Source organism: Pseudomonas sp. FH4 (genome assembly GCF_000510915.2).
Classification (GTDB): Bacteria; Pseudomonadota; Gammaproteobacteria; order Pseudomonadales; family Pseudomonadaceae; genus Aquipseudomonas; species Aquipseudomonas brenneri.
Map to the genome: position 1 here is coordinate 25,789 of NZ_AOHN01000016.1, position 24,653 is coordinate 50,441.

Annotated in this window: 16 protein-coding genes; 11 read left to right on the forward strand and 5 right to left on the reverse strand. The window is 59.3% G+C overall.

The features are described from left to right. Positions 1–31 precede the first annotated feature (31 nt). Positions 32–949: a transcriptional regulator MetR gene (metR, locus tag H097_RS11410; RefSeq protein WP_032859924.1), complete on the forward strand. Its 918-nt coding sequence runs from the start codon at positions 32–34 to the stop codon at positions 947–949. Between the two features lie 4 nt (positions 950–953). Here metR and H097_RS11415 read toward each other — a convergent pair whose 3' ends face one another. The 3 genes from H097_RS11415 to H097_RS11425 form a co-directional block, all read right to left on the reverse strand. Beyond that, the gene (locus H097_RS11415; protein WP_032859925.1) at positions 954–1,592 is read right to left on the reverse strand and encodes a LysE family translocator; all 639 of its coding nucleotides are present in this window, start codon (positions 1,590–1,592) and stop codon (positions 954–956) included. A 25-nt stretch (positions 1,593–1,617) separates the two neighbouring features. After that, positions 1,618–2,031 (reverse strand): NUDIX domain-containing protein, encoded by a 414-nt coding sequence (locus H097_RS11420; protein WP_032859926.1) that lies wholly within the window; start codon positions 2,029–2,031, stop codon positions 1,618–1,620. A gap of 163 nt (positions 2,032–2,194) precedes the next feature. Beyond that, complete coding sequence (locus H097_RS11425; RefSeq protein WP_032859927.1) at positions 2,195–3,538, reverse strand: HD domain-containing phosphohydrolase; 1,344 nt, start codon at positions 3,536–3,538, stop codon at positions 2,195–2,197. Positions 3,539–3,792: 254 nt separating this feature from the next. On the opposite strand from H097_RS11425, the gene H097_RS11430 reads away from it, so the two are divergent. The 4 genes from H097_RS11430 (at position 3,793) to H097_RS11445 (ending at position 9,856) form a co-directional block, all read left to right on the forward strand. Beyond that, entirely contained in the window at positions 3,793–5,667 is a 1,875-nt protein-coding gene (locus H097_RS11430; protein WP_032859928.1) for a GGDEF and EAL domain-containing protein, read from the forward strand. Between the two features lie 63 nt (positions 5,668–5,730). Next, the gene (locus H097_RS11435; protein WP_239695283.1) at positions 5,731–6,672 is read left to right on the forward strand and encodes a cytochrome c peroxidase; all 942 of its coding nucleotides are present in this window, start codon (positions 5,731–5,733) and stop codon (positions 6,670–6,672) included. Further along, positions 6,669–8,474, forward strand: a complete 1,806-nt coding sequence (locus H097_RS11440; protein ID WP_032859929.1) for a DAHL domain-containing protein — start codon at positions 6,669–6,671, stop codon at positions 8,472–8,474. The genes H097_RS11435 and H097_RS11440 overlap by 4 nt, the downstream gene beginning before the upstream one ends. A gap of 2 nt (positions 8,475–8,476) precedes the next feature. Beyond that, positions 8,477–9,856, forward strand: coding sequence for an ATP-binding protein (locus H097_RS11445; protein ID WP_032859930.1), 1,380 nt, complete (start codon positions 8,477–8,479; stop codon positions 9,854–9,856). Positions 9,857–9,878: 22 nt separating this feature from the next. Here the strand turns inward: H097_RS11445 and H097_RS11450 are convergent, their stop codons facing one another. After that, positions 9,879–10,151: a type B 50S ribosomal protein L31 gene (locus tag H097_RS11450; protein ID WP_032859931.1), complete on the reverse strand. Its 273-nt coding sequence runs from the start codon at positions 10,149–10,151 to the stop codon at positions 9,879–9,881. Positions 10,152–10,431: 280 nt separating this feature from the next. On the opposite strand from H097_RS11450, the gene H097_RS11455 reads away from it, so the two are divergent. The 4 genes from H097_RS11455 (at position 10,432) to H097_RS11470 (ending at position 13,970) form a co-directional block, all read left to right on the forward strand. Then, positions 10,432–12,051 (forward strand): FMN-binding glutamate synthase family protein, encoded by a 1,620-nt coding sequence (locus H097_RS11455; protein ID WP_032859932.1) that lies wholly within the window; start codon positions 10,432–10,434, stop codon positions 12,049–12,051. 12 nt (positions 12,052–12,063) lie between these two features. Next, positions 12,064–12,348: a putative quinol monooxygenase gene (locus H097_RS11460; protein ID WP_032859933.1), complete on the forward strand. Its 285-nt coding sequence runs from the start codon at positions 12,064–12,066 to the stop codon at positions 12,346–12,348. Positions 12,349–12,407: 59 nt separating this feature from the next. After that, positions 12,408–12,704, forward strand: coding sequence for a cupin domain-containing protein (locus H097_RS11465; protein ID WP_032859934.1), 297 nt, complete (start codon positions 12,408–12,410; stop codon positions 12,702–12,704). 132 nt (positions 12,705–12,836) lie between these two features. Further along, entirely contained in the window at positions 12,837–13,970 is a 1,134-nt protein-coding gene (locus H097_RS11470; protein WP_032859935.1) for an OpgC domain-containing protein, read from the forward strand. Positions 13,971–14,158: 188 nt separating this feature from the next. Here the strand turns inward: H097_RS11470 and H097_RS11475 are convergent, their stop codons facing one another. After that, positions 14,159–15,577, reverse strand: coding sequence for an amino acid permease (locus tag H097_RS11475; protein WP_032859936.1), 1,419 nt, complete (start codon positions 15,575–15,577; stop codon positions 14,159–14,161). A gap of 488 nt (positions 15,578–16,065) precedes the next feature. Here H097_RS11475 and H097_RS11480 point away from each other — a divergent pair, with 488 nt between their 5' ends. After that, positions 16,066–19,167: a transglycosylase domain-containing protein gene (locus tag H097_RS11480; protein ID WP_032859937.1), complete on the forward strand. Its 3,102-nt coding sequence runs from the start codon at positions 16,066–16,068 to the stop codon at positions 19,165–19,167. Positions 19,168–19,558: 391 nt separating this feature from the next. Beyond that, complete coding sequence (locus tag H097_RS11485; RefSeq protein WP_229752305.1) at positions 19,559–24,481, forward strand: DUF6543 domain-containing protein; 4,923 nt, start codon at positions 19,559–19,561, stop codon at positions 24,479–24,481. Positions 24,482–24,653: the final 172 nt, after the last annotated feature.

Consider the following 24,653-nt stretch of genomic DNA (forward strand, 5'->3'; position numbering starts at 1 on the left):
ACTTGTCACAAATTGTCTTCATGGAGAGCCCGTGCTCGAAATCCGTCATCTCAAGACCCTGCACGCCTTGCGCGAAGCCGACAGCCTGGTGGAAGCCGCCGAGCGACTGCACCTGACCCAGTCGGCACTTTCGCACCAGTTCAAAGAGCTGGAAGAGCGCATGGGCATGCCGCTGTTTGTACGCAAGACCAAGCCCGTGCGCTTCACCAGCGCCGGCTTGCGCCTGCTGCAACTGGCGGATGCCACGCTACCGCTGCTGCGCGGTGCCGAACGGGATATCGCCCGCCTGGCCGGAGGCACTGCCGGACGCCTGCACATGGCGATCGAATGCCACAGCTGCTTCCAGTGGCTGATGCCGACCATCGATCAGTTCCGCGATGCCTGGCCGGAAGTAGAACTGGACCTGGCCTCCGGTTTTGCCTTCGCCCCGCTGCCGGCCCTGGCCCGTGGTGACCTGGACCTGGTGGTGACCTCCGACCCACTGGAACTGGCGGGCATCACCTATGTGCCGTTGTTCACCTACGAAGCGATGCTCGCCGTGGCCAACCAGCACGCGCTGGCGAACAAGCCGTATATCGTGCCCGAGGATCTGCTCAGCGAAACCTTGATCACCTACCCCGTGGAGCGCGACCGCCTGGATATCTTCACCCGTTTCCTGGAACCGGCCGATGTCGAGCCGGCCCAGGTCCGCACTTCAGAGCTGACGGTGATGATGATGCAGTTGGTGGCCAGCGGCCGCGGCGTATGTGGCATGCCCCACTGGGCGCTGCATGAGTACAGCTCGCGAGGCTATGTGAAGGCCAAGCGGCTGGGGGAGAAAGGGCTGTTCGCCACGCTGTACGCCGGGATCCGTGCCGATATGCTGGATGCGCCGTACATGCGCGACTTTTTGCTGACCGCCAAGGACACCTCGTTTTCGACCCTGGACGGGGTCAGCGCGGTGCGTTGATTGTTTATGCGCTGCGCCGTTGCTCCAGCATCAGGCGCACCGCCAGGGCCGCCAGCACAAACCCCATGAAGTAGCGTTGCACCGCCAGCCACGTGGGGTTGTGGATAAACCAGGCGGCGATGCTGGCGGCGCACAGCGAGATCAGCAGGTTGACCACAAAGCTGACGCTGATCTGGGTAAAGCCCAGCATCAGGCTTTGGGTAAAGACCGAACCGTGCTCCGGGGTGATGAACTGCGGGAATACCGACAGATAGAACACCGCGATTTTCGGGTTCAATGCACTGGTCAAAAAGCCCATGGTCACCAACTTGCGTGGCGAGTCAGCAGGCAGTTGCTGGGCTTCGAATGGCGAGCGGGCGCCCGGCTTCACGGCTTGCCAGGCCAGCCACAACAGGTACAGCGCACCGGCCCATTTCAGGACTTCATAGGCCATTGGCACCGTGAGAAAGACGGCGGTCAAACCTGCGGCCGCGGCGAACAAATGCACAAAGAACCCTGCGACCACCCCCAGCAACGACGTCACCCCGGCCTTGCGGCCCTGGCAGATCGAACGGGAAATCAGGTAGATCATGTTCGGCCCCGGCGTCAGGACCAACAGCAGCGAGGCGGCGGCAAAAATCAGCAAGTCATTGAGGGGGATCACGGGTCAGTCCTTTGCGCCCGACAGCTCAGGCAGTGGTGGTCAGCGATGCACGATAGAACGGCAGGATCAGGTCACGTGTCAAGGGTGCCAACTGCAGGCCGCCGTCGCCCGCCGGGTCGATCCAGCGCACTTCCTCGATCTCGGCAGCGGGGGTTACCGGTACGTCGATACGCACCTCAAACAGCTCGGCCTCCACGGTAAACCCCGGCTCATTGGCCGCCGGAGCCGAGAAGTGGCCAAGGTAGTGCGCTTGTGCCGGATCGATACGCAGCCCCAGTTCTTCGTGCAGCTCACGCGCCAGGGCCTGCGCCGGTTGCTCGCCCGCATCGATCTTGCCGCCCGGCTGCATAAAGGCCTGGGTGCCGCGCTTGCGCACCAGCAGGGTCTGGCCGTTGCTGCCGATCAACAGGGCGGCGGCGATGCGGATGGTCTTGGACATGAAATAAACGCCTTGGAGTAGAGGCCGCAAAGGATCACACGACTCCCCTGCTCCTCGCAATCGATGTAGGCGCTGACTTGCCGGCGATGGCGCCAGTAAGATCGCCGCTGGGTGTCAGGTGTTCATCCGTCATCGTTGACGACCATCGCGGGCAAGCCCGCTCCTACAAGGTTTGGGGTTCCTCGGGCTCCTTGATGAACACGCTGTATTTGGCGCCTTCCATGGCTTCGAAAGCGATCAACTTGTCCACCAGCGGCAGGTTCAAGACCTTGCCCGCGTTGAGCAACAACATGCCGTTGTCGGCATTGAGGTTGCGCGCCAGGACCATGCCCTCGGTCAACTCACGAGTGCCCAGCACTTTGACCGTCGGGTCCCCCAGGGTCACGTCACTGAGAAACGCCGCACAGGCCTGGACGAAGTCTTCCACCATGTCCGGGTCATACAGGCGGCCTGCGTATTTGCGGATATACAGCAGCGCCTCGTCGCTGTTCATCTGCCGTTCAAGAATCAAGCCGCGTTGCAACTCGATAAAGTCCACTGCCAGCTTCAACAGACGCGAACCAACAGGGATCGCCTCGCCCTTGAGGTGATCGGGGAAGCCGCTGCCATCCCAGCGTTCCTGGTGATGGCGGATGATGCGCGCTGCATCCTTCATCGGTTCCAGGGTCATCAGCAGCGATTCGCTCTGGGTCGGGTAAGACCGATAAAGCTCGCGGTCGGTGCTGTGCAGCAGGTCAGCGGGGGCGATCATCATTCTGTCGGTCCAGCTCAACTTACCGACGTTGTAGAGCGCCGCAGCCATGGTCAGGTCGCGCACACTGGACTCATCCATCGCCTGGGATCTGCAGTAGACCCGGATCAATTCGATCAACGGGCGGTTGGTCTGCTTTTCCTTGGGCAGCCGCAGGTTGGCCAGCAGGGAAAACACTTCGGTGCCGGTCACGTAGCTGCGCTTGAGTTCATCGTAGGCCAGGTCAAGCATGTCGGCGGTCTGCTGCAGCTCGCTGGTGCGCGCGAGCACGCGTTTTTCCAGGGTGGCGTTGAGGGCCTTGAGCTGATCATTCTGTTGCCGGGTCAGTTGCTCCAGGCGCAGCCGCTCGCGGTCGGAATGCTGGTGCTCCAGGGACTGGCGCAACACCAGGAGCATCTCCTCATCGTTCCAGGGCTTGCTGATGTAGCGGTGGATCTGTCCTTCGTTGATGGCCTTGATGATCATCGTCAGGTCAGCGTAGCCCGTCAGCAGGATGCGCGACGTCGCCGGATACAGACGGTGGGTCTCGGCCAGCAACGTCGCCCCATCCATGACTGGCATCCGCGCGTCGCTCATGATCAGGTCCACGGGCTGGGTGGCCATGATCTCCAGGGCCTGGGCAGCACTTGCAGCCAGCAATACTTCATAAGGCTGGCCACGCAGTAGGCGGCGCAGGCTGTTGAGGATCGATTCTTCATCATCGACCAGTAGAACAGTGGGCTTGTAGGGGGAAACTGTAGCGAGCTGCTCATCCATGGCGACACCTGCTAACACTTGAACTAAATTGAACCCTGACACCCGCAGTCGACTGTACGCAGTGCTGGCCCAGGCAGACAGCGCACGCTATCAAAGGGTGAACTGCCGCTGATTTGACGCCAACTGGCCGACGAATTCAAGGGAGCCGACTACGCTTGAAGGTGAGGTCCGTGATTGACTCACCCAACCCAGCCATTGAGGAAAGGAAGCCTTATGCGCCCATCCACTTTGTTGCGTGCCAATGGGTACACGTCATGACGCTTCGGCCCGAAGGGACGAACCGACGCATTCTGATCGTCGACGACACGGCGTCGATCCATCAGGATTTTCGCAAGATCCTCTGTGCCGAGGCCATTGCCGACCAGACGCTGGAGAGCATAGAGCAAAGCCTGTTCGGCACTGCGCCAACCACCCGCCAGCGTTATACCCTGGACTCTGCGTACCAGGGCCAGGAAGCCCTCGATTTGGTCACTCGGGCACTGGCTGACGACGCACCGTATGCCCTGGCATTTATCGACATGCGCATGCCGCCGGGATGGGATGGCCTGGAAACCATCGAACAGCTATGGAACATCGACCCCAACCTGCAAATCGCCCTGTGTACGGCCTATTCCGACTACTCCTTCGAAGCGATTGAAGCCCGCTTGAAGTTCAATGATCAGTTGCTGATCCTGAAAAAGCCGTTCGATCACATGGAGATCCGCCAGATGGCCAGTGCCCTGACCTGGAAATGGCAGTTGGCACAGGACGCGTTACTCAAAGTGTTGGGCCTTGAGCGCATGATCGAAGAGCGGGTCCAGGAGTTACTCAAGGTTTCGCACTTGTTGCACTACGATGCTCTCACAGGCCTGCCCAACAGCACGCTGCTCGGCGACCGGCTGACCCAGGCCATTGCCCTGGGCCGGCGCCACGATACGCAACTGGCGGTGATGTTTATTGGCCTGGACCGTTTCAAGCGCGTCAACAATGCACTGGGCTACCCGGTGGGTGACCAGGTGTTGCAACAGATCAGCGAGGATCTGCTGGCAACGGTGCGTGAATCCGACTCGGTGTTCCGCTATGGCTCCGATGAATTCGTGATGATCCTCAACGACATTCATCACCCTCAACAAACCATGAGCATTGCCGAGAAGATCCTCAAGGCCCTCGGGCGTACCCGCCATGTCGCAGGCCATGACCTGCGCGTCACCGCCAGCCTTGGCATCAGTATTTACCCCAATGACAGTTTCAACGCCGTTGAGTTGATAAAGAACGCGGAAACCGCCATGCATAACGTCAAGGAGCACGGGCCTGGCAACTTCAGCTTCTTTATCGAAGACATGAACCTGATAGCGCGCCGGCAACAAACCCTGGAGACCGCGATTCGATGGGCTCTGGAGCACGACGAGTTTGTCTTGCACTACCAACCGAAACTGGACTTGAAAAGCGGGCGAGTGGTCGGCGCTGAAGCGTTGATTCGCTGGTATCGTCCCGAGCATGGCTGGGTTTACCCGTCCGCCTTCATCCCGGTGGCCGAAGACAGTGGCCTGATCGTGCCCTTGAGCCAATGGGTATTACACCAGGCCTGCACACAGGCACAGCGTTGGCAGGCGCAGGGGTTGGCGCCCATTTGCGTCTCGGTGAACATCTCGGCCATCGACTTCCGTCAGCGCGACTTTGTCCCCAACCTTGCCGCCACACTTGAGCAAACGGGCCTGGCGCCCGCACTGCTGGAGTTGGAGATTACCGAAAGCGTGCTGATGCAAAACGTCGAGGACACCGTTGCCACCCTGCGCGAAATCAAGAAGATGGGGGTAAGGCTGGCCATCGATGACTTCGGCACCGGTTACTCCAGCCTCAGTTACCTGCGGCGCTTTCCCGTGGATGTGCTAAAAATCGACCAGTCGTTTATTCGCGGCATGGGCGAAAGCACCCAGGACATGCAACTGATCAGTGCCATTATCAGCCTGGGCAAAAGCCTGGACCTCAATATCATTGCCGAGGGCGTGGAGACAGTCGAACAACTGGAGTTCCTCAAGGCCCGCAACTGTGAGGAAGGCCAGGGTTATCTGTTCAGCAAAGCCGTGGCGGCCGAGGATTTTGCCCTGCTACTGGAAACAGGCCCACATCATCTGATGCCCGGTCAATGATCCTCAGCTCACAAGGAATTGAAGTTGAGCAATACACCACTGCGTTACCCGTCGGCACCGGTCATAAGCCTTGTATCCGGTGTATGGCTGGGCAGTTGCGCGGTATTCGCCGCGCCGCTCGATGAGCCACTCAAACCCCTGCCTGCAACACCGGTGCTGGATGCATCCCGCGTTGAACTGGGGCGTCGGCTGTTCAATGAAACACGCCTGTCGATCAATAACACCCTGTCTTGCGCCAGTTGCCATCACCTGGACAAAGGCGGCGCCGATGACAAACCCTTCTCCCTTGGCTTCGACGGCAAGCCAGTGGCGCTCAACACCCCCACCGTGTTCAACGCCAGCCTGAACTTCAAACAGTTCTGGAACGCCCGGGTGGACACTCTGGAGGCACAGATCCAACAAGTGGTGACCAGCCCTGCAGAAATGGGCAACGACTGGAAAACCGTAGTCGCTACGCTAGCCGCAGCACCTGAATATCAACGCGCATTCAGCCTGGCCTACCCCGACGGCGTCACTGCCGCCAACGTGCAGAATGCCCTGGCCACTTACGAGCGCACCCTGATCACGCCCAATTCACGTTTCGATCAGTACCTGCTGGGCAACACCGATGTCCTCAGCTACGACGAAAAACAGGGTTACCTGCGATTCAAGGAGTACGGTTGTATTGCCTGTCATCAAGGGGTCAATATCGGGGGCAACATGTACCAGAAGTTCGGTGTGATAAAGGACTACTTCGAAGCCCGAGGCAATCCGATTGAAGCCGACCTGGGGCGCTACCTGGTGACCCTGGATGAGGACGATCGCCATGTGTTCAAAGTGCCGAGCCTGCGTAACGTCGCCGTCACCGCCCCCTACTTTCACGACAGCTCGGCCAAGACCCTGGAAGAAGCGGTCGACGTGATGTTCGAGTACCAGTTGGGGCGTACACCTTCGGCAGACGACAAGACTCGGATTACCCTGTTCCTCAAGACACTGACGGGTGAATGGGAAGGCAAACCGCTATGAAGCTCAGTCGCCGCTCCAGCCTGTCCCTGCTCGGCGCCATCACCCTGGTGCTGGCCTCGATACTGGTATTTTTATACGTCAAATCCTCGTCTGAGCAGAGCACCACCTACACACAGTCCCGCGACTTGATCCGCCATATCAAACAATTGAACGCACAATGGGACAGCGAGGTACTCAAGGCCCGGATAGCCCTGACCCACAATTACGACCCCCTGGTCGCGCCGCTCAACGAGATGAACAGCCTTTGGGCCGAGCTGGAAGCGCGCGAGTCCTTGCACCAACATACCGATCCAGGCAACTGGCAAGCTGTGCAAAACAACTATCGGGAGGCGGTCCAGGAAAAAGCGCGACTGGTAGACCAGTTCAAATCCCATAACGCGTTGTTGCGCAACTCCCTGGCTTTCCTGCCGACCGCCGAGGACGATATCCAGGCGCAATTCGGCCTGCTGGACGCCAACAAACGACTGCAATTGCAAAACATTGCCACCGACACCTATGACTTATTGCTCAGCAGTCTTGAGTTCGCTCTGGTCACCAGTGACGACAAGGCCGCCGAGATACTCGTCGGGCTGAACAAACTGACGATCAACAAGGAACTTCTGCCCGAGGACTTCCAGGCTCCGGTGGAGATCCTCAGCAAGCACATCGCCCTGATCCTGCGTGAGCAACCCTTGGTCAACGGCGTGCTGGAGCGCATCGCGGCGATACCGCTGCCCGAGCAGTTGGATGATCTGACCAACCAACTCAATCAGGATCAACGGGTCGCCGACCTGAGCGATCAGAAATACCACCGCTACCTGCTGGTGTTTTCGACGTTACTGATGCTGGTGCTGGTGTACCTGGCCATTCGCCTGTTGCGCAGCTTTGCCGAGATCAACCGGGTCAACCGGGCCTTGCAGACTGCCAACGAAGGCCTCGAACAACGGGTCGAGGAACGCACCCGGGAACTCAGGGACGCTCAAAGCGAGTTACTCGACAGCGCCCGCCAGGCCGGCATGGCGGAAATTGCCACCAATGTGTTGCACAACGTCGGGAACGTGCTCAACAGCGTGAATGTGTCTGCCGACCTGGTGACCCGTAAACTACGGGCCAGCAAGGCCCTTGGGTTGGGCAAGGCCATGCAGATGATCAACGAACACCCCCATGACCTGGGCGCCTTCCTCATGGAGGACGAAAAGGGCAAATTGCTGCCGGGGTATTTGAACCAATTGGTGGACGCCATCGCTGTCGAGCAGCAGGGCATGGCTGAAGAATTGGCGCAATTGACCAAGAGTGTCGACCACATCAAGGATATCGTCTCCACCCAACAGTCCTATGCTGGCGCCTCCAAACTGCTGGAGCCCGTGCATATCAGCGCCATGGTCGAAGACGCGCTGCGCATGAATTCCGGCGCCTTGAGTCGCCACCATGTCACGGTGGTCAAGGACTATCACCCGGTGCCCGAGGTCATGGCCGACAAACATCGGTTGCTGTTGATTCTGGTGAACCTGATCAGCAACGCCAAGTACGCCATGTCCAACCTCAGCGACCGGCCACGCCAGATAACCCTCACGGTCCGCGCCCTGGATGACGACACGTTGCAGATCAGCGTCAAAGACGAAGGTGAAGGCATCCCCGCAGAAAACATGACGCGGATCTTTACCCACGGTTTCACCACCCGCAAGGAAGGTCACGGTTTTGGCCTGCACAGCTGCGCCCTGGCCGCCATCGAAATGAATGGCCGCCTGACCGCACACAGCGACGGACCCGGCCAGGGCGCCCTGTTTACCTTATATATTCCTCTTGAACGTGCCGAGAACTGACCATGCCCTCTCTCCACAACCGGCGCATTCTGCTGATTGATGACACGCCGTCGATCCACGAAGATTTTCGCAAGATCCTCATGCCGCCCGTCGAACAGAACCCAGCGCTGGACGAACTGGAAAGCACGCTGTTCGGCGCAACCGCCGCCCCCCTCGCCCAACCCTTTGAACTCGACTCGGCCTATGGCGGCCAGGAAGGCCTGCAACAGCTGTGTAGCGCTATGCAACACGACCGTCCCTACGCCCTGGCGTTTGTCGACATGCGCATGCCCCAAGGTTGGGATGGCGCCCAGACCATCGAGGAACTTTGGAAAGTCGACCCGGACCTGCAGGTGGTGGTGTGCACGGCTTACTCGGATTATTCCTGGGAGGAGCTGCTGTCACGCCTCAAGGCCCACGACCGGCTACTGATCCTGAAAAAACCCTTCGACAACATCGAAGTCCAACAGATGGCCAATACCCTGGCTACCAAATGGGACATGGCCCGCCGCGCCAACCTGAAAACCATTCATCTGGAGCAGTTGGTGGAACAGCGCAACCAGGCATTGCAGCTGGAAATCGATGAGCGCAAGCAACTGCAAAGCCAGTTGATCCAGTCGGAGAAACTGGCCTCCCTGGGGCAGATGGCTGCCGGGGTAGCCCACGAAATCAATAACCCCGTGGGTTTTGTCAGCTCCAACCTCGGCACACTGGACGGTTACTTCAAGCAGTTGCAACGGATGCTTGATGCCTATCAACAGGCCCAAGAAGCATTACCGCCTGGAGCATGTATTGAGCAATTGAACGCCCTGCGCAAAGATCTGGACTTGGACTTTCTCAAGGAAGACATTCCGATCCTGATCCGGGAGTCCAAGGACGGGATCGCTCGTGTGACGCAGATCGTCAAGGACCTGAAGAACTTCTCCCGGGTCGATAATGACGAGAATTGGCAATGGGCGAACCTGCAGCACGGGATCGACTCGACCCTGAATATCGTGGCCAGTGAACTCAAACACAAGGCGGATGTGATCAAACACTATCAGCCACTGCCTGACATCGAATGCCTGGCTTCACAAATCAACCAGGTGGTGATGAACCTGGTGATCAACGCAGCCCAGGCGATGGGGTCGGAGCGCGGCACAATCACCCTCAGCAATGGCGTGGAGGGCGATCAGGTCTGGCTGGAAGTGGCAGATAACGGCTGCGGGATTGCCCCTCACAGCCTGCAGAAAATCTTCGACCCGTTTTTCACCACCAAGCCGGTGGGTGAAGGGACGGGCCTGGGGCTTTCTCTGTCCTACGGCATCGTCAAAAAACACCATGGGGAGATTTCAGTGAGAAGTGAAGTCGGCACGGGCACCACATTCCGGGTGGTGCTGCCGATCCGGCAGACTGCGGCGTGACACCCGCCGCGCCTGCCATCGGTCAGGCCTGGGCTTTCTTCGGACTCGAACCAAACGAAGCAAATCGCTTGTTGAACCCGGCAATCCGCCCTTCAACCTGGGTCTTGCGCTGCTGGCCGGTGTATATCGGGTGGGAAGCGCTGGACACGTCGAGGGCCATGTAGGGGTAAGTGTTGCCGTCGGTGTGTTGGTGGGTACGGTCCGTGTCGACCGTGGAGCCGATCAGGAAGAACACATCGGCGGCAGTATCGTGGAACAGCACTTTGCGGTAGTCAGGATGGATACCAGCTTTCATGGGGCCTCCGAGGGCGTCTGGGTAGATTTAATACGTTATACAGTAACGCAATAGTGCATCCAAACGAGAACGTATTGCAATACCGAAATAGACAGCGGTTCTCTGTGGTTGCCCCGGCAAGGAACTCCCCCGTAAGCTGGGACTCCGTGAGAGAGCACAGGCATCCATAGCCTGGAGATCCTTGTAGGAGCTGGCTTGCCAGCGATAGCGCCACCAAAAACGCCATCGCCAGCAAGCCGGCCTCTACAGGTCATAAAGAGTCCGAACCCAAGGAAACCGTATGAGCCTGTCCTTGCTTAGTCGTTATGCATTTTTTGCCGTGTGTGTCATTTTCACCCTCGCCAGCCTCCCTTTTATCCAACACGAATGGCTCTGGCCGATTACCCTGGTGACCGGAGTGCTCAGCCTGATCGGCGTGTTCGACCTGCTGCAAAGCCCCCACGCGGTGCGCCGCAATTACCCGATCCTGGGCAATATCCGTTACCTGGTAGAGGGCATCCGTCCGGAAATCCGCCAATACCTGCTGGAGTCCGACAGCGACGCCCTGCCCTTCTCCCGGGCCCAGCGCTCGCTGGTGTACTCACGGGCCAAGAACGAAAGCGCCGACAAACCCTTCGGCACCCTGATCGACGTGTACCAGTCGGGCTTCGAGTTCATCGGCCACTCCATGCGCCCGGCCCCATTGAGCGACCCCAGCGCGTTCCGCGTGATGGTCGGCGGCCCGCAGTGCACGCAGCCGTACTCGGCGTCGGTGTTCAATATCTCGGCGATGAGTTTCGGCTCGCTGAGCGCCAACGCCATCCGCGCGCTCAACCAGGGCGCCAAACTCGGCAACTTCGCCCACGACACCGGCGAAGGCAGCATCAGCGCCTATCACCGCGAAAACGGCGGCGACCTGACCTGGGAACTGGGCAGCGGCTACTTCGGCTGCCGCACCAGCGACGGCCGCTTTGACCCGGAACGTTTTGCCGTGCAGGCGCAAAACCCGCAAGTGCGGATGATCGAAATCAAGATGAGCCAGGGCGCCAAGCCCGGCCATGGCGGGATCCTGCCCAAGCACAAGGTGACCAAGGAAATCGCCGAGACCCGCGGCATCCTGATGGGCGAGGACTGCATCTCGCCGTCACGCCACAGTGCCTTCTCCACGCCAATCGAGCTGATGCAGTTCATCGCCCAGTTGCGTGAACTGTCCGGCGGCAAGCCGGTGGGCTTCAAGTTCTGCCTGGGCCACCCGTGGGAGTTCATGGGGATTGCCAAGGCCATGCTGGAAACCGGGATTCTGCCGGATTTTATCGTGGTCGACGGCAAGGAAGGCGGCACCGGTGCCGCGCCCGTGGAGTTCACCGACCATATCGGCGTGCCCCTGCGCGAAGGTCTGCTGTTTGTACACAACACCCTGGTGGGCCTGAACTTGCGCGACAAGATCAAGCTCGGCGCCAGCGGCAAGATCGTCAGTGCCTTCGATATCGCCAGTGTCCTGGCCATCGGAGCCGACTGGGCCAACTCGGCCCGGGGCTTTATGTTCGCCATCGGCTGTATCCAGTCACAAAGCTGTCACACCAACAAATGCCCGACCGGCGTGGCCACCCAGGACCCCTTGCGCCAACGCGCACTGGTGGTGCCGGACAAGGCCCAGCGCGTGTTCAACTTCCACCGCAACACCCTCAAGGCCCTGGCGGAAATGCTTGCGGCGGCGGGCCTGGATCATCCATCGCAATTGTCGGCCAAGCATTTGGTGCGCCGCATGTCTGCCACCGAGATCAAGCTGTTCTCACAGTTGCATGTGTTCCTCAAGCCAGGGGAGCTGTTGACCGGCGAGGTGAACGGCGAGTTCTATTCGCGCATGTGGCAAATGGCACGGGCCGACAGTTTCGAGCCCCATGAAGAAGTAGCTGCTTGAAGGACCGATCAGATGTTGAAAGTAATCGCTGAAGACTTTATCAAACCCGAACACCTGGACACGGTGCGGCCCTGGTATGCCGAACTGGTGGAAAAAACCCGCCAGGAACCGCTGTGCATCGCCTACGATCTGTTTGTCGACCAGAAAGACCCGGGGCACTTTATCTTTGTCGAGCAATGGCCCGACCAGGCCGCACTGGATGCTCACTGCCAGAGCGAGCACTTCACCCGGTTGGTGCCACAGATCAACGCGTACCAGGCCAAGCCGTGCCGGGTGTTGTTGATGGATGCGTTCTGACTAATCCCCCTGTGCTGAACCGGACCACCGACGGCATCGTTGAACCCAGGAGATTCACCATGCCGTTTCTGGACTTTGCCGCACTTGCCGGGCAACTGCCCACCCCTTGGAAATCATCACGGGTCGGCCACGTCGGCCCTGCGCAGCTCAAGGTCCTGCGCATGGACGAGCAGGCCTACGCAGAAGAAACCCACGACTACAACGAAGGGTTGCTGGTCATCAGCGGCTGCCTGCGCTTGTCCATCGGCAAACAGACTGTCGAGGTGAGCGCCGGGCAGATGTATCTGGTCGAAGCCGGCATTGCCCATGGGGTACTGGCCGGCAGCCATGGCACGCTGCTGATCATCGATGTCTAGCGGACAGGCATGAGACATTCAGTAATACCCAACCTTTGCAATTGCTTACAAATACCGCCAACCTGCGCCCGCCCGACGCACGGCAGGACCCTGCGCGTCGCTATTTAAACCATTGTTCAAGAGCCCGCAGCCATGCTTAACGGACGCGACCCGCGCATCGACTTTTTTCGGGGCCTGGCGTTGATCTTTATTTTCTGGGATCACGTGCCCCACAACCCTCTCGGCCAGATCACTCTGCGCAACTTCGGTTTCAGCGATGCCGCCGAGGTCTTCGTATTTCTCGCCGGTTACGCGTCCGTGCTGGCCTACAGCAAGGTGTTGCAACGCGAAGGCTACTGGATGGCCTGCCTGAAAATCCTGCGCCGCGCCTGGGTGTTGTATGTGGTGCATATCTTCTTGCTGGCGATGCTGATGGGCATCGTGTTCTTCGCCAACAGCAAGGTGGAAACCCGCGATCTGGTCCAGGAAATGGGCCTGACGCACTTCATCACCAACCCGCAACAAGCCCTGACCGACGAGCTGCTGCTGCGCTTCAAGCCCAACCTGATGGACCCGTTGCCGTTGTACATCGTGCTGCTGCTGGGCTTGCCTCTGGCCCTGCCGGTGCTGGTGCGCAAGCCCCTGGCAGTGGTCGCGGTGTCGTTGACTGTGTATCTACTGGCCCCCAGGCTGGGCTGGAACCTGGCGGCGATTGCCGACGGTGTGTGGTACTTCAACCCGGTGACCTGGCAATTGCTGTTCATACTCGGTGGTGCCGCTGCCATTCACGCCAGCCAGCCACGGGCGCCTGAAACCCGGCCCTTGCACCACCAGCCATTGTTTCTTGCGGCAGCCGCCTATGTGCTGCTGGCCGGCATCATCACCCTCTCCTGGCGCTGGCCTGAAATCCACGATGCTGTGATGCCAGCAGCCCTGAGCAATCTGTTGTACCCCATCAGCAAGACAGACCTGTCGCCCGTGCGCCTGCTGCACTTCCTCGCCCTGGCCTACGTCACCGCCAAACTGTTGCCCGGTCGCGGCTGGACCCAGAACTGGCTGGCCCGACAAAGCTGTCGTATGGGCCGTTACTCCCTGGAGGTGTTCTGCCTGGGGGTATTGCTGGCGCCGCTGGCAGACATGCTCAACGCCCAGGTCGATGATGCCTGGCCGATGCAGATATTCAGCGCCCTGCTGGGGCTGGTATTGATGGCCGGGCTAGCGGTGTGGCTGGAGTTCAACAAGCACTTGAACCTGTCGGCCGCACAGCGATCCATCGCGATTAAATAGTTAGCCCCCGGGCCTGCATGCGCGATGCGTCCATCTACCCTCCACTTATCGTGAAAGGTAGAGCGCATGCCACTCAACAATGACTCGGCGGCCTGTCCGGCAATCTGCAATCGAGTACCTCCAGGCCCTGGATGGCCTGGACGCCGAAACACGACCAGCCTGCCGCAAGGGGCAGGCCGTGTGTCAAATCATGCCGAATGCGGCGAACCCTGGCTGGCCTGGGTCGGCTGCAGCTTGAACACGTAGAACAGCACCGTCAGGAACAGCAGGAACACCGGGCCGACATACAGCGCGATGCGAGTGTCCGGGAAGTACGCCATCAGGCCCACCACCAATACCAGGAAGGCCAGGGCCAGGTAGGAACTGACCGGGTATAGCCACATACGGTACTTCAGGGCTTTCTGCTCGGCCGGGCTCAGGCTTTTGCGGAACTTGAGCTGGGCCAGCAGGATCATCACCCAGGTCCAGATCGCACCGAAGGTAGCGATGGACGTGACCCAGACAAACACCTTGTCCGGCACCAGATAGTTGAGCAATACGCCCAACAGCAAGGCGAAGATCGACAGCAGCAGCGCCTTGCGCGGCACGCCGTTGCTGGAGGTGGTGCCGAAGGTTGCCGGGGCCTGGCCGTTCTGCGCCAGGCTGTAGAGCATGCGCCCGGTGCTGAAGATCCCGCCGTTGCACGATGACAGCGCGGCGGTGATCACCACGAAGTTGATGATGCCAGCCGCGGTCTTGATGCCGAGGCGCTCGAAGGTCATCACGAAGGGGCTGCCCTGGGTACCGATTTCATTCCACGGGTAGATCGACAGAATCACGAACAACGCACCGACATAGAACAGCAGAATCCGCCAGAACACCGAGCCGATCGCGTTGGGAATGGTCTTCTGTGGGTTCTTCGCCTCACCGGCGGTCAGGCCGATCATTTCCACGCCCAGGTAGGCAAACATCACCATTTGCAGGGACATCAACACACCCTGCACACCGTTGGGCAGGAAGCCGCCATGGGCCCACAGGTTGGAAATCCCCAGCGCTACACCGTCATTGCCAAAGCCGAAGGCAATGATGCCGACGCCGCCGATGACCATCGCAATGATGGTGACGATCTTGATCAGGGCAAACCAGAACTCGAACTCACCGAACGCCTTGACCGCGATCAGGTTGATGGTGCCCATGCTGACCAGCGCCGCCAGGGCCCAGATCCAGCGTGGCGTATCGGGAAACCAGACGCCCATGTACACCGCCACGGCGGTGATTTCCGCGACGCAGGTCACCAGCCACAGGAACCAGTAGTTCCAGCCGGTGAGAAAGCCCGCCAACGGGCCGAGGTAATCCTGGGCGTAACGGCTGAACGAGCCGGCGACGGGGTTATGCACCGCCATTTCACCGAGGGCACGCATGATCACCAGGATCGCCAGGCCGCCAATGATGTAGGAAAGCATGATTGCCGGGCCGGCCATTTCAATGGCCTTGGCCGAGCCGAGGAACAGACCGACACCGATGCAGGCGCCGAGCGCCATCAAGCGAATATGCCGTTCACCCAGTTCACGTTTGAGCGGGCCGCCGGAAGCGGTCTCGCCATGGGGCAGGTGGTTGCCAGCTGGCATAGGGATACAACCTCATTTTGTTATTGGATTGAACCACCGAGCGTTCAGTGGCACGGCCGGTCGCCATGACACCGTCCTGCCGGGCTCACCTTGTGGGTAAACCCGTCTGGCCGCGCAAATCGGCCAGCTCAGGGGGCATGCAGTATAAAAAGCCAGAAGCAGGGCTTTTCACTCTATAAACAACAATATTCAGCGAGTTTTCTCGGCAAGTGCCGCTTCTGCGGAGGGGCATCACCTGAACGATGTAGGCATCGTCTTACGTAAACGGCGGCGAGTATTGCACAGCATTGGTGCATCGTCATGCCCCTACCCTGGTCGTATTTACCCAGCCGAAGCGCTCTAGTCCGTGGGTCAGTCGCGCTCAACCACCACACATCCACTGTGCGCAGAGTGACCGCCATGGGATTGCGACAAATTCCCTGTCCACCTCAAACAGCGTCTACGCTTCACTCAAGTCCGATCAATCTGCGTGAATGGATCAATCGACTATGGGCGCTTTATGGCAAACCGATTCGACCAAGGCTGCGGGCCCCGCCGACAACCTGGATGAACAGCCATTGCCACAAGGCCCCCGCAAGCGGCGGTATGGGTGGCGAATGATCTGGCTACTGCTGGTGATCGGGCTGATCGCTGCAGGTTTTGCCGCCAATCGGGAAATGCGCACCTCTTATTGGCAAGCCCGGGAGTTGAGTCGACTCGCCAAGACCTTGAACTACCAGGTACAACCGGGCGCCAGCGATGCCATCGTTTATCCGGGTGATGGCCCGTTTGACAAGCGCCTGGGCTACAGCGCCCTGGGCGAGTTCCTGCCGCGCCTGATCAAGCGTGACTACCTGATCCAGCAGCAGGCGCGCTTTTCCAGCGCACTGCTCGATTACAGCCAATACGGCCTGTTCATCCCCTACCCCGAGAAGATCCAGGCCGGCCTGTCGATCACCGATTGCCGGGGCGCACCGCTGTACCGCTTCACTTACCCACAGCAGGCGTACCAGCACTTCACCGATATCCCGCCCGTGATCGTCAACAGCCTGCTGTTCATCGAGAACCGCGACCTGCTCGACCCCGCCCAGCCCCAGGCCAACCCGGCGGTGGATTGGCCGCGTTTTGCCAAGGCGGCCTGGTCGCAAATTGCCCGCCTGCTGCATTTGCCGGGGCAGACCGCCGGCGGCAGCACCCTGGCCACACAACTGGAGAAGTATCGCCACTCACCCGACGGGCTGACCCTGAGCGGTGGCGAGAAAATCCGCCAGATGATTTCTGCCAGCGTACGCGCCTATCAGGACGGGCCAGACAACCTGCAGGCGCGCCAGGACATTGTGCGCGACTACCTCAACAGCGTGCCGCTGTCTGCCGTGCCCGGCCACGGTGAAGTGCATGGCATGGCCGAGGGCTTGCGGGTCTGGTATGGCGCCGATTTCAAGCAGACCAATGCCCTGCTCGCCGGTAACGATCCGCACAGTCTCGGGCAAAAAGGCCTGGCCCTGCGTGAGGTGTTGTCGCTGATGATTGCCCAGCGCCGACCGTCCTACTACCTCACCAAAGGCCACGCAGACCTGGCGAACCTGACCGACAGTCATATCCGGCTGCTGACGCAAAACGGGGTGATCGACCCAGCGCTGTCCAGAGCCGCGCTCGACAGCCAGGTCAGCTACCGAGACTGGCAGCAACAGCCCACGATCCAACCCATCGAAACCAACAAAGGCATCAGTGTCGCCCGCAGCCGCCTCGCAACCCTGCTCAAACGCCCGCTGTATGACCTGGACCGCCTCGACCTGTCCGCCACCAGCACCTTGCAAAACGACCTGCAAACCCAGGCCACCGCCTACCTCAAACACCTGGCCGACCCCGCCTTCGCCGGACAACTCGGCCTGCTCGGGCCGCGCCTGCTGACCCCAGCCAACACGGCCCAGGTGCGTTACAGCTTCAACCTCTACGAGATGACACCCGATGGCGCCCGCGTACGGGTACAGACCGACAACACCGATCAACCCTTCGACATCAATGAAGGCAGCAAGCTGGAACTGGGCTCCACCGCCAAACTGCGGGTACTGACCACCTACCTGCAGATCATCAGCGAACTGCATGACCGCTACGCCGGGCAAGCGCCCGCCGCACTGAAGAAAGTCAACGTCGATGACCAGGATCGCCTGTCCCGCTGGGCCGTGGATTACCTGGCGCAAAACAGCGACCAAAGCCTGCCGAAAATGCTCGATGCGGCCCTCAACCGGCAGTACTCGGCCAGCCCCGGCGAAAGCTTTTTCACCGGCGGCGGTTTGCATCACTTCCACAACTTTCGCAACGAAGACAACGGCCGCAACCCGACCTTGCGCGACGCCCTGCGCGAATCGATCAACCTGCCGTTCATTCGCCTGATGCGCGACCTGGTGCGCTACAGCACCTACCACGGTGCCAACAACAGTGCCGAGTTGCTCAAGGACGACAACGACCCGCGCCGCCAGGAATACCTGGCCCAATTCGCCGACCGCGAGGGCACTACCTTTCTACTGCGCTTCTGGAAAAAGTACCGCAACAAGGACACCCAGGCCCGACTCGACACCTTCCTCGACAGCATGCACCCCACCGCCATCCGGCTGGCCGCCGTGCACCGCTACCTGTTGCCCCAGGCCAGTCAACAGAGTTTCAACAGCTTCGTACGGGCCCACTTGATCCACACCAAGGCCCCGGAAAAGCTCACCGATGAACGTCTGGAAAAGCTCTATCAAAACTACGGCCCCGGCGCCTATGACCTGCCGGACCAAGGCTACATCGCCAAGGTCCACCCCCTGGACTTGTGGCTGCTCGGCTACCTGTTGAACAAGCCCGACGCCACCTTCACCCAAGCCGTCGCCGCCAGCGAGCACGAGCGTCAGGAAGTCTATGGTTGGCTCTTCAAAAGCCGCCACAAGAGCGCCCGCGACAGCCGTATCCGCACCATGCTGGAGATCGAGGCGTTCCTGGATATTCATCAACGCTGGCAGGCCGTCGGCTACCCCTTCGACCATCTGGTGCCGTCCCTGGCTACCGCCATCGGCAGCTCGGGCGACAAGCCCGCAGCCCTTGCGGAATTGGTAGGAACGATCCTCAATGACGGCGTGCGCCAACCGACACTGCGCATTGACAGCCTGCACTTTGCTGCCGCCACGCCTTATGAAACCCGCTTGATCAATGACCCGAATCGCGGCAAACGCGTGATGCCCAGCGAAGTCGCCAGTGCCTTGCGCGAGGCGTTGTCGCAAGTGGTGGATGCGGGAACGGCGAAAAGGGTTTCCGGCAGTTTCAAACTCACAGACGGCATGCCGCTGGCCATGGGCGGTAAAACCGGTACCGGGGATAACCGCATTGAAACCATCGGTGCCGGCGGACGCATTCTCAGCTCCAAGTCGATCAACCGCACTGCCACGTTTGTCTTCTACATCGGTGAACATCACTTCGGCACCCTGACCGCCTTCGTACCTGGCGCCTCGGCCCAAGGCTTCACGTTCACCTCGGCCTTGCCAGTACAAGTACTCAAGGGCATGGCCCCGATTTTGACGCCTTACCTACAACCCGGCACCCGGAGCTTGTGCCGGCCACCGACAGCCGGCGGTTAATCGCAACTAAGTTTTTCCGCATGCTCCCGAGCCAATACCCTGCCCGTCAAGGCATTCGCAGCTGGGCGTTACTTGTCTACTTTTCAGTCCCGAATTGTTCATTCAACACCCCCTGTTCCGAGCAACATTTTCGAGGTTTGAATGGCGTGTTCCCGCACACAATCGGATGACCCAAGCATTATCAAAAGGTCATCCAACCATGCCTACCACTGTCATAGAACAACCACTTTCGATCGCAGAAAAAAAACCGGTTCATTACGACTTCATCAAACAACAACTGCCTCGCTGGCTACTCGATACCGGGCCCCAGCGACTGACAACACTAAAAACACTCAAGCCAGACATCTCCGGGCCCCACACAAACGCACTCACGCCACCGTTACACACGGCCATGAAACAGGCTCTGGACAAGCATTGGTCCACCCAGAACACCCTCGACAAAAAATTTGCCCATCTGAATGACGTCCAGGCCTTTGCCAAGCCGCTACTCAAAGAGGCGCTGCGCGCCTACGGTGACATTGATGTGTCGCACACCTTCATTCGCCTCTATTCCCCCGTCAGCCGGCCCTGGTGGTCGATAATAGATCTGTACCCTGGCGTTAGCAGCCGAACCGTCACGTTGCTCGATGCCGCACTGCACAATTTCTCGGCCTCGGAAACCTTCGCCGACTACGCCTTCCTGTCCGATGAAGATGCCCGAGGCCAGCGCCAGCTATTGACGTTCACCCATAACGTGAGCGGCCAGGTGCTGACCGCCGACACGTTCAAGACGCTCTGTCGCAACCTCGACATTGGCGCGCGCTATCAACAGCAACTTCGGGCCTCGTTGGGGTTCGATAATCCGTCGGTCGCCGACGCGCTACGACACGAAGTCATCGACAACCTGCGGGCAGCCCTGGACAGCGCGGCCCATATGGCCCTGGCAAAAAAGCACATTGCCGAGGACGCCTATGAGCTGATCCAGCTCATGGTCACAGGCACCCCCGGGCTGCTGATGCTCGACGCCAAGCCAATCGAGTTCTACACCCTGGAACTGTTGGATACCCGCCTGGCCAGCATCCTGATCATCACCTCGCAAATGGCTGACTGGAGGGACGGGCGGATGTTGGTCTATGTCCCCCATGACCCGGAACACCCCCTCAAGGAATACGCTTCGTCACTGGACTTCGTCATAGAACTGACCCGCCAGTTACGTGACAAGACGCCAACACCGGGTTCGCCTCACCTCAGCTATCAGCAATTCTTCAGTCAGTTCGTTCCCCATCAACAGCGCGGGCGCCTCTTTAACCAACTCAACAACCTGCTCTCGCCCGTGCGCTGGAACCCGAGGGAACCGGGTGACAGCAGCCCGAACTGGCGAGAAACCCCTGTACAGGCACCCAACCTGCAGTTTCGCACTCATTTTGTACGCGATGACGTTACTAGCTATACCAGCGAGGATCTGTGGCGTTATCTGTACCAGGACAAACTGAACAAAATCATCAACGATGCTCTGGAAGTCGCCATTTCCACAAGCTATGCCGACCGTATGGCCCGCTGGGTATGGTGGGACAATCTGGAAAAGATGCTCACGGACATTTTCAACGTCGCCCTCATGGTCATCACCCCATTCGTACCCTTCCTGGGTCTGCTGATGTTGGCCTATACCGCCTACCAACTGCTCGACGACATGCTCGAAGGCATCATCGATTGGAGCGCAGGCCGGCAAATTGAGGGGTGGCTGCATATCTTGGCGGTTGCCGAAAACGTTATTCAACTGGGGACATTCCACGCCGGAGGGCAGCTCGCAGCAGTCGCCCGCCTGAAGTTGTCTCCCTTTGTCGACAGGCTTAAACCCGTACAGATGCCTTCCGGCGATACCCGTTTGTGGAACCCTGACTTGCGGCCTTATCAACACAGGGTGCAGGATCTGCCAGAACCGCAAGAAAATGGCCTGCACTCCCACCAGGGCAAGCAGATCGTGCGTGTGAATAACCGTCATTATGAAGTCCGGCAGAACCCCGAAACCCAGGCATTCCAACTCGCCCACCCCCAACGCTCCGACGCCTATCGCCCACCCGTAACACTCAACGGCAGCGGCGCCTGCGTACTGGAAGGCGAACAGCCGCGCACATGGAGCAATGCCCGATTACTGCGCCGGCTGGGGCCACAGACGGATGGCTTGAGCAACACAGAACTTGAGCAAGTACGCGTCATCAGCGGGGTAGAGTACGGCGCGTTGCGCCAGATGTACGTCAAGAATGAACCGACTCCGCCGTTGCTCGCCGACACGTTGAAACGCTTCAAAAATGACCATCAGATCAAGGCCAGTATCGAAAAAATTCGCATGGCACAACCGCTTGACTCTGCGTCCAGTTGGTTTGAGCAAATGGTCACCGAGCTTGAAGGCTGGCCGCAGGACAAAGCGCTGCGGGTCTATCAACACTCCGACCTGTCCGGCGACTCCCGTTTCTATGGCAGTTCGACTGCCCAGGGAGATGACGTGCTGACGCTCAGCATCGCCGACGTCATGTCCGGCCAACTGCCGGAAAAAGTCGTGGCGTTTCTCGACCCACAACAGCTCACCCGCTTACTGGGCGAAACCCTGCCCGCACCGGAACAGGTACAGGCACTGCGTGATCGGTTGGCCGAGCATGTCGAACAACAGAGTCAATCGCTCACCCGGCACCTTTACCTCGAACAAGAAGCCACTGACGACCCGCATGTCCAATTACTGCGCACCCAGTACCCTGACCTCCCCCTGAGCATCGCCCAACGGTTGGTCCGTCATACCCGAAACCGCCACCTAAAGGTGATGACCGAGGACCAACGCCTGCCACTGGACGTCAAGAACCAGGTCCGGGAACTGGAGTTCGAGGTCACCAGCACACGGGTCTTCGAGCAGATCCTTCAAGACCATCCCCTGTCGGAAGAGGCCGAACGCCTAGCGCTCAATACCTTGAGAATCTACACCGACGCGCTGGCGAACTTGCGTATCGAAATCCGTGAAAGAACCCCGACTGGCGACTTGCGGATTCAGGTCGGTGAACAGGACGCTGCAAACCTGCGCATCCTGGTGCGCAACAAAAAGGCCCAATACCGGGTCTTTAATGCTCAAGGCACACTGCTGCATGGGACGACAGACTTCTATAGCGCGGTCTTCCATACCCTGACCACCGACGCACGCTTCATCGACGGTGAGCGCCTCAGGTCATGGCTTATCGCAAAAAATACGGCCCCCGCAGAGCGGCGCCTGATAATGGCTGAACCACCGATCCGCGTACAGGCCGAACGTGAAACCCTCACCTTGCTGGGGGGCGGCAACACCAGCACTTTGCGGGGGGCACTGGCCGAAGACAGCTCTACCGTCACCTTGCAACAACGCATCAAAAAATGGCTCCCCGAAATGTCAGAGCAAGGTGTAAGACGCTTTTCTCAAGTGGCGGAAACAGCGGAAGGCCTACAAAAACTGGAGCGCCTGGAAACCGAAGGCCAAGCCTTTGAAAACACGCTAAACGACTACGTCAGATCCGCAACAAAGTTTCCTGCGGGCCATCGCCTGGAGGCCGTGACTCGTCGTACTAGAGCCCTGTTTGCTGACAGCCTGATGCAGGCTTGGCGTGAGGGCTATACGCGACTGCATGACGAGTTCAACACTCAGCGCGGTGGCGTCAAGCTGGATTTATCTGAAACGCCATGGCCGGACAAACTGCCCATGCTGCCCACCGAAATGCGACAGGTCACTCGCTTGTACATGATCGACCGCGAGCTCTCTTCGGACAGCGCCAACTTCCTACAGCACTTTCCAAACCTGAGGATCCTTGATCTGACAGGCAACGCTCTAACAACGCTGCCTCCCGCCATTCAGCGCATGCCCCATCTCAGAGAGCTGAACCTGGCCGAAAACAACATTGTCCTGGACGCCTCGACCTCCGAGCAGTTGAGTAACCTGTCGCGCCTACGCGCTCTAAACCTGGCCAACAACCCGTTGGGCATCGTGCCGGATGTCAGCAAGATGCCCGAGTTAGATCTACTCCTGTTAAGCGATACCGGTATCAGTGAATGGCCTGCCGGCTTGTTTGCACAACCACGCAACGAGGCTTTTATCCTGGAACTGCGCGGTAACCCCATTACCACCGTCCCCGTGGTTGCCAGCAACTCCGAATCGGCCATCGTTGTCGCCCAGACCCGCCTGGACCGTGCAAGACTGACCGTTGAGGCCCAGGAGCGCTATGAGGCCTATAGAACCGCCGTTGGGCTTGACCCTTATCGGACCTATGAGCCCCAAGGCGACAGCCGTTACTGGCTCGACGATCTGGACGATGAAAACCGCTTTATTTATAGAGCACTCTGGAAAGACCTGGAGCATGAACACGGCTCCCAAGGTTTTTTCGAAGTGATCAAATCCCTGGAGCCCCCAGAGTTCTTCGAAGACCCGAGCGACGAGGCCCTCTATGAACAGAACAGCGCAATGATGAGATCACAAGTGCAGCGCATGCTGTCGTCCATGCACGACGACCGCGACTTGCGGCAAATACTGTTTCGGATGTCCAGTTTCCCCGGGTTGTGCCCCGATGCGGGTATGCAAATATTCAACGGTATGGGTATCGAAGTTGAGGTGAGTCAGGCCAGGCGTTTCAGCAAAACACCCGCTGAACGTGAAGAGCGACTGATCAAACTGGCCAAGGGGGCGGCCAACCTCAAGCTGTTGAACCACGTGGCGCGCGCCGACATCGCTCAGCGCCTCAAACCTGTCGAACAAGGCGGGCTCGGCCTGCGACTGACCTCAGACGTGATCAACGGCGAGCCCGGAACCGTTGATGAAGTAGAAGTTCACCTGGCCTACCAGACGCGCCTGGCCCGCAGGCTCGGTTTGCCCTGGGTCAGCGAACACATGCTGTACCGGGAGACCGCCAGGGTCAGTGAGCTATCCATCACACGAGCGCACACGGCAGTACTGGCCTTGAGTGAAGGTGACGGGCTGGTGGATCAAATACTGCTTGAGCCTTACTGGGAAAACTTCCTCAAGGAGCACTATGCGACAGACTACGAGGCCAACGAGAGCAGCATTGATGAACAATTTGCCCTCCTCGATGAACTGCAAAGCGAACAGCAAGCGTTGACCCAATCCCCGGACCTGACCGAGGCGCAGAAAGTTGAAAAACGCGAACAACTGAAACTCATGGTCGAGCAATTACAAATCGAAGACCGAGTAGTGCCTGACGAGCCGATGTCCGATGAGCTCTACAACCAATTGCTCAATGACCTGGGCCGGCGACGCCAGGAATGGTTGCGGGAACAGACCCGCCTGTCGCTGGGACGGATCGACGAATAAGACGCCGAGGCATGTCTTAATACCAGGTGTGTAGGAGCGAGCTTGCTCGCGAAGGTCGTGAACGATAACGCGTATTGGCTGGATAAACGCGGCGTTCTTGAGTTTTTCGCGAGCCCGCTCGCTCCTACGGCATTATTGGGAGTTACACATTTATCAGGAGGCTCCGACAGGG

What these genes read in the sequence shown, in the direction of transcription:
- H097_RS11420 (WP_032859926.1), bottom strand. Translation starts at nt 2,031, where the DNA reads ATGTCCAAGACCATCCGCATCGCCGCCGCCCTGTTGATCGGCAGCAAC.
- H097_RS11425 (WP_032859927.1), bottom strand. Translation starts at nt 3,538, where the DNA reads ATGGATGAGCAGCTCGCTACAGTTTCCCCCTACAAGCCCACTGTTCTA.
- H097_RS11430 (WP_032859928.1), top strand. Translation starts at nt 3,793, where the DNA reads ATGACGCTTCGGCCCGAAGGGACGAACCGACGCATTCTGATCGTCGAC.
- H097_RS11440 (WP_032859929.1), top strand. Translation starts at nt 6,669, where the DNA reads ATGAAGCTCAGTCGCCGCTCCAGCCTGTCCCTGCTCGGCGCCATCACC.
- H097_RS11445 (WP_032859930.1), top strand. Translation starts at nt 8,477, where the DNA reads ATGCCCTCTCTCCACAACCGGCGCATTCTGCTGATTGATGACACGCCG.
- H097_RS11450 (WP_032859931.1), bottom strand. Translation starts at nt 10,151, where the DNA reads ATGAAAGCTGGTATCCATCCTGACTACCGCAAAGTGCTGTTCCACGAT.
- H097_RS11455 (WP_032859932.1), top strand. Translation starts at nt 10,432, where the DNA reads ATGAGCCTGTCCTTGCTTAGTCGTTATGCATTTTTTGCCGTGTGTGTC.
- H097_RS11460 (WP_032859933.1), top strand. Translation starts at nt 12,064, where the DNA reads ATGTTGAAAGTAATCGCTGAAGACTTTATCAAACCCGAACACCTGGAC.
- H097_RS11465 (WP_032859934.1), top strand. Translation starts at nt 12,408, where the DNA reads ATGCCGTTTCTGGACTTTGCCGCACTTGCCGGGCAACTGCCCACCCCT.
- H097_RS11470 (WP_032859935.1), top strand. Translation starts at nt 12,837, where the DNA reads ATGCTTAACGGACGCGACCCGCGCATCGACTTTTTTCGGGGCCTGGCG.
- H097_RS11475 (WP_032859936.1), bottom strand. Translation starts at nt 15,577, where the DNA reads ATGCCAGCTGGCAACCACCTGCCCCATGGCGAGACCGCTTCCGGCGGC.
- H097_RS11480 (WP_032859937.1), top strand. Translation starts at nt 16,066, where the DNA reads ATGGGCGCTTTATGGCAAACCGATTCGACCAAGGCTGCGGGCCCCGCC.
- H097_RS11485 (WP_229752305.1), top strand. Translation starts at nt 19,559, where the DNA reads ATGAAACAGGCTCTGGACAAGCATTGGTCCACCCAGAACACCCTCGAC.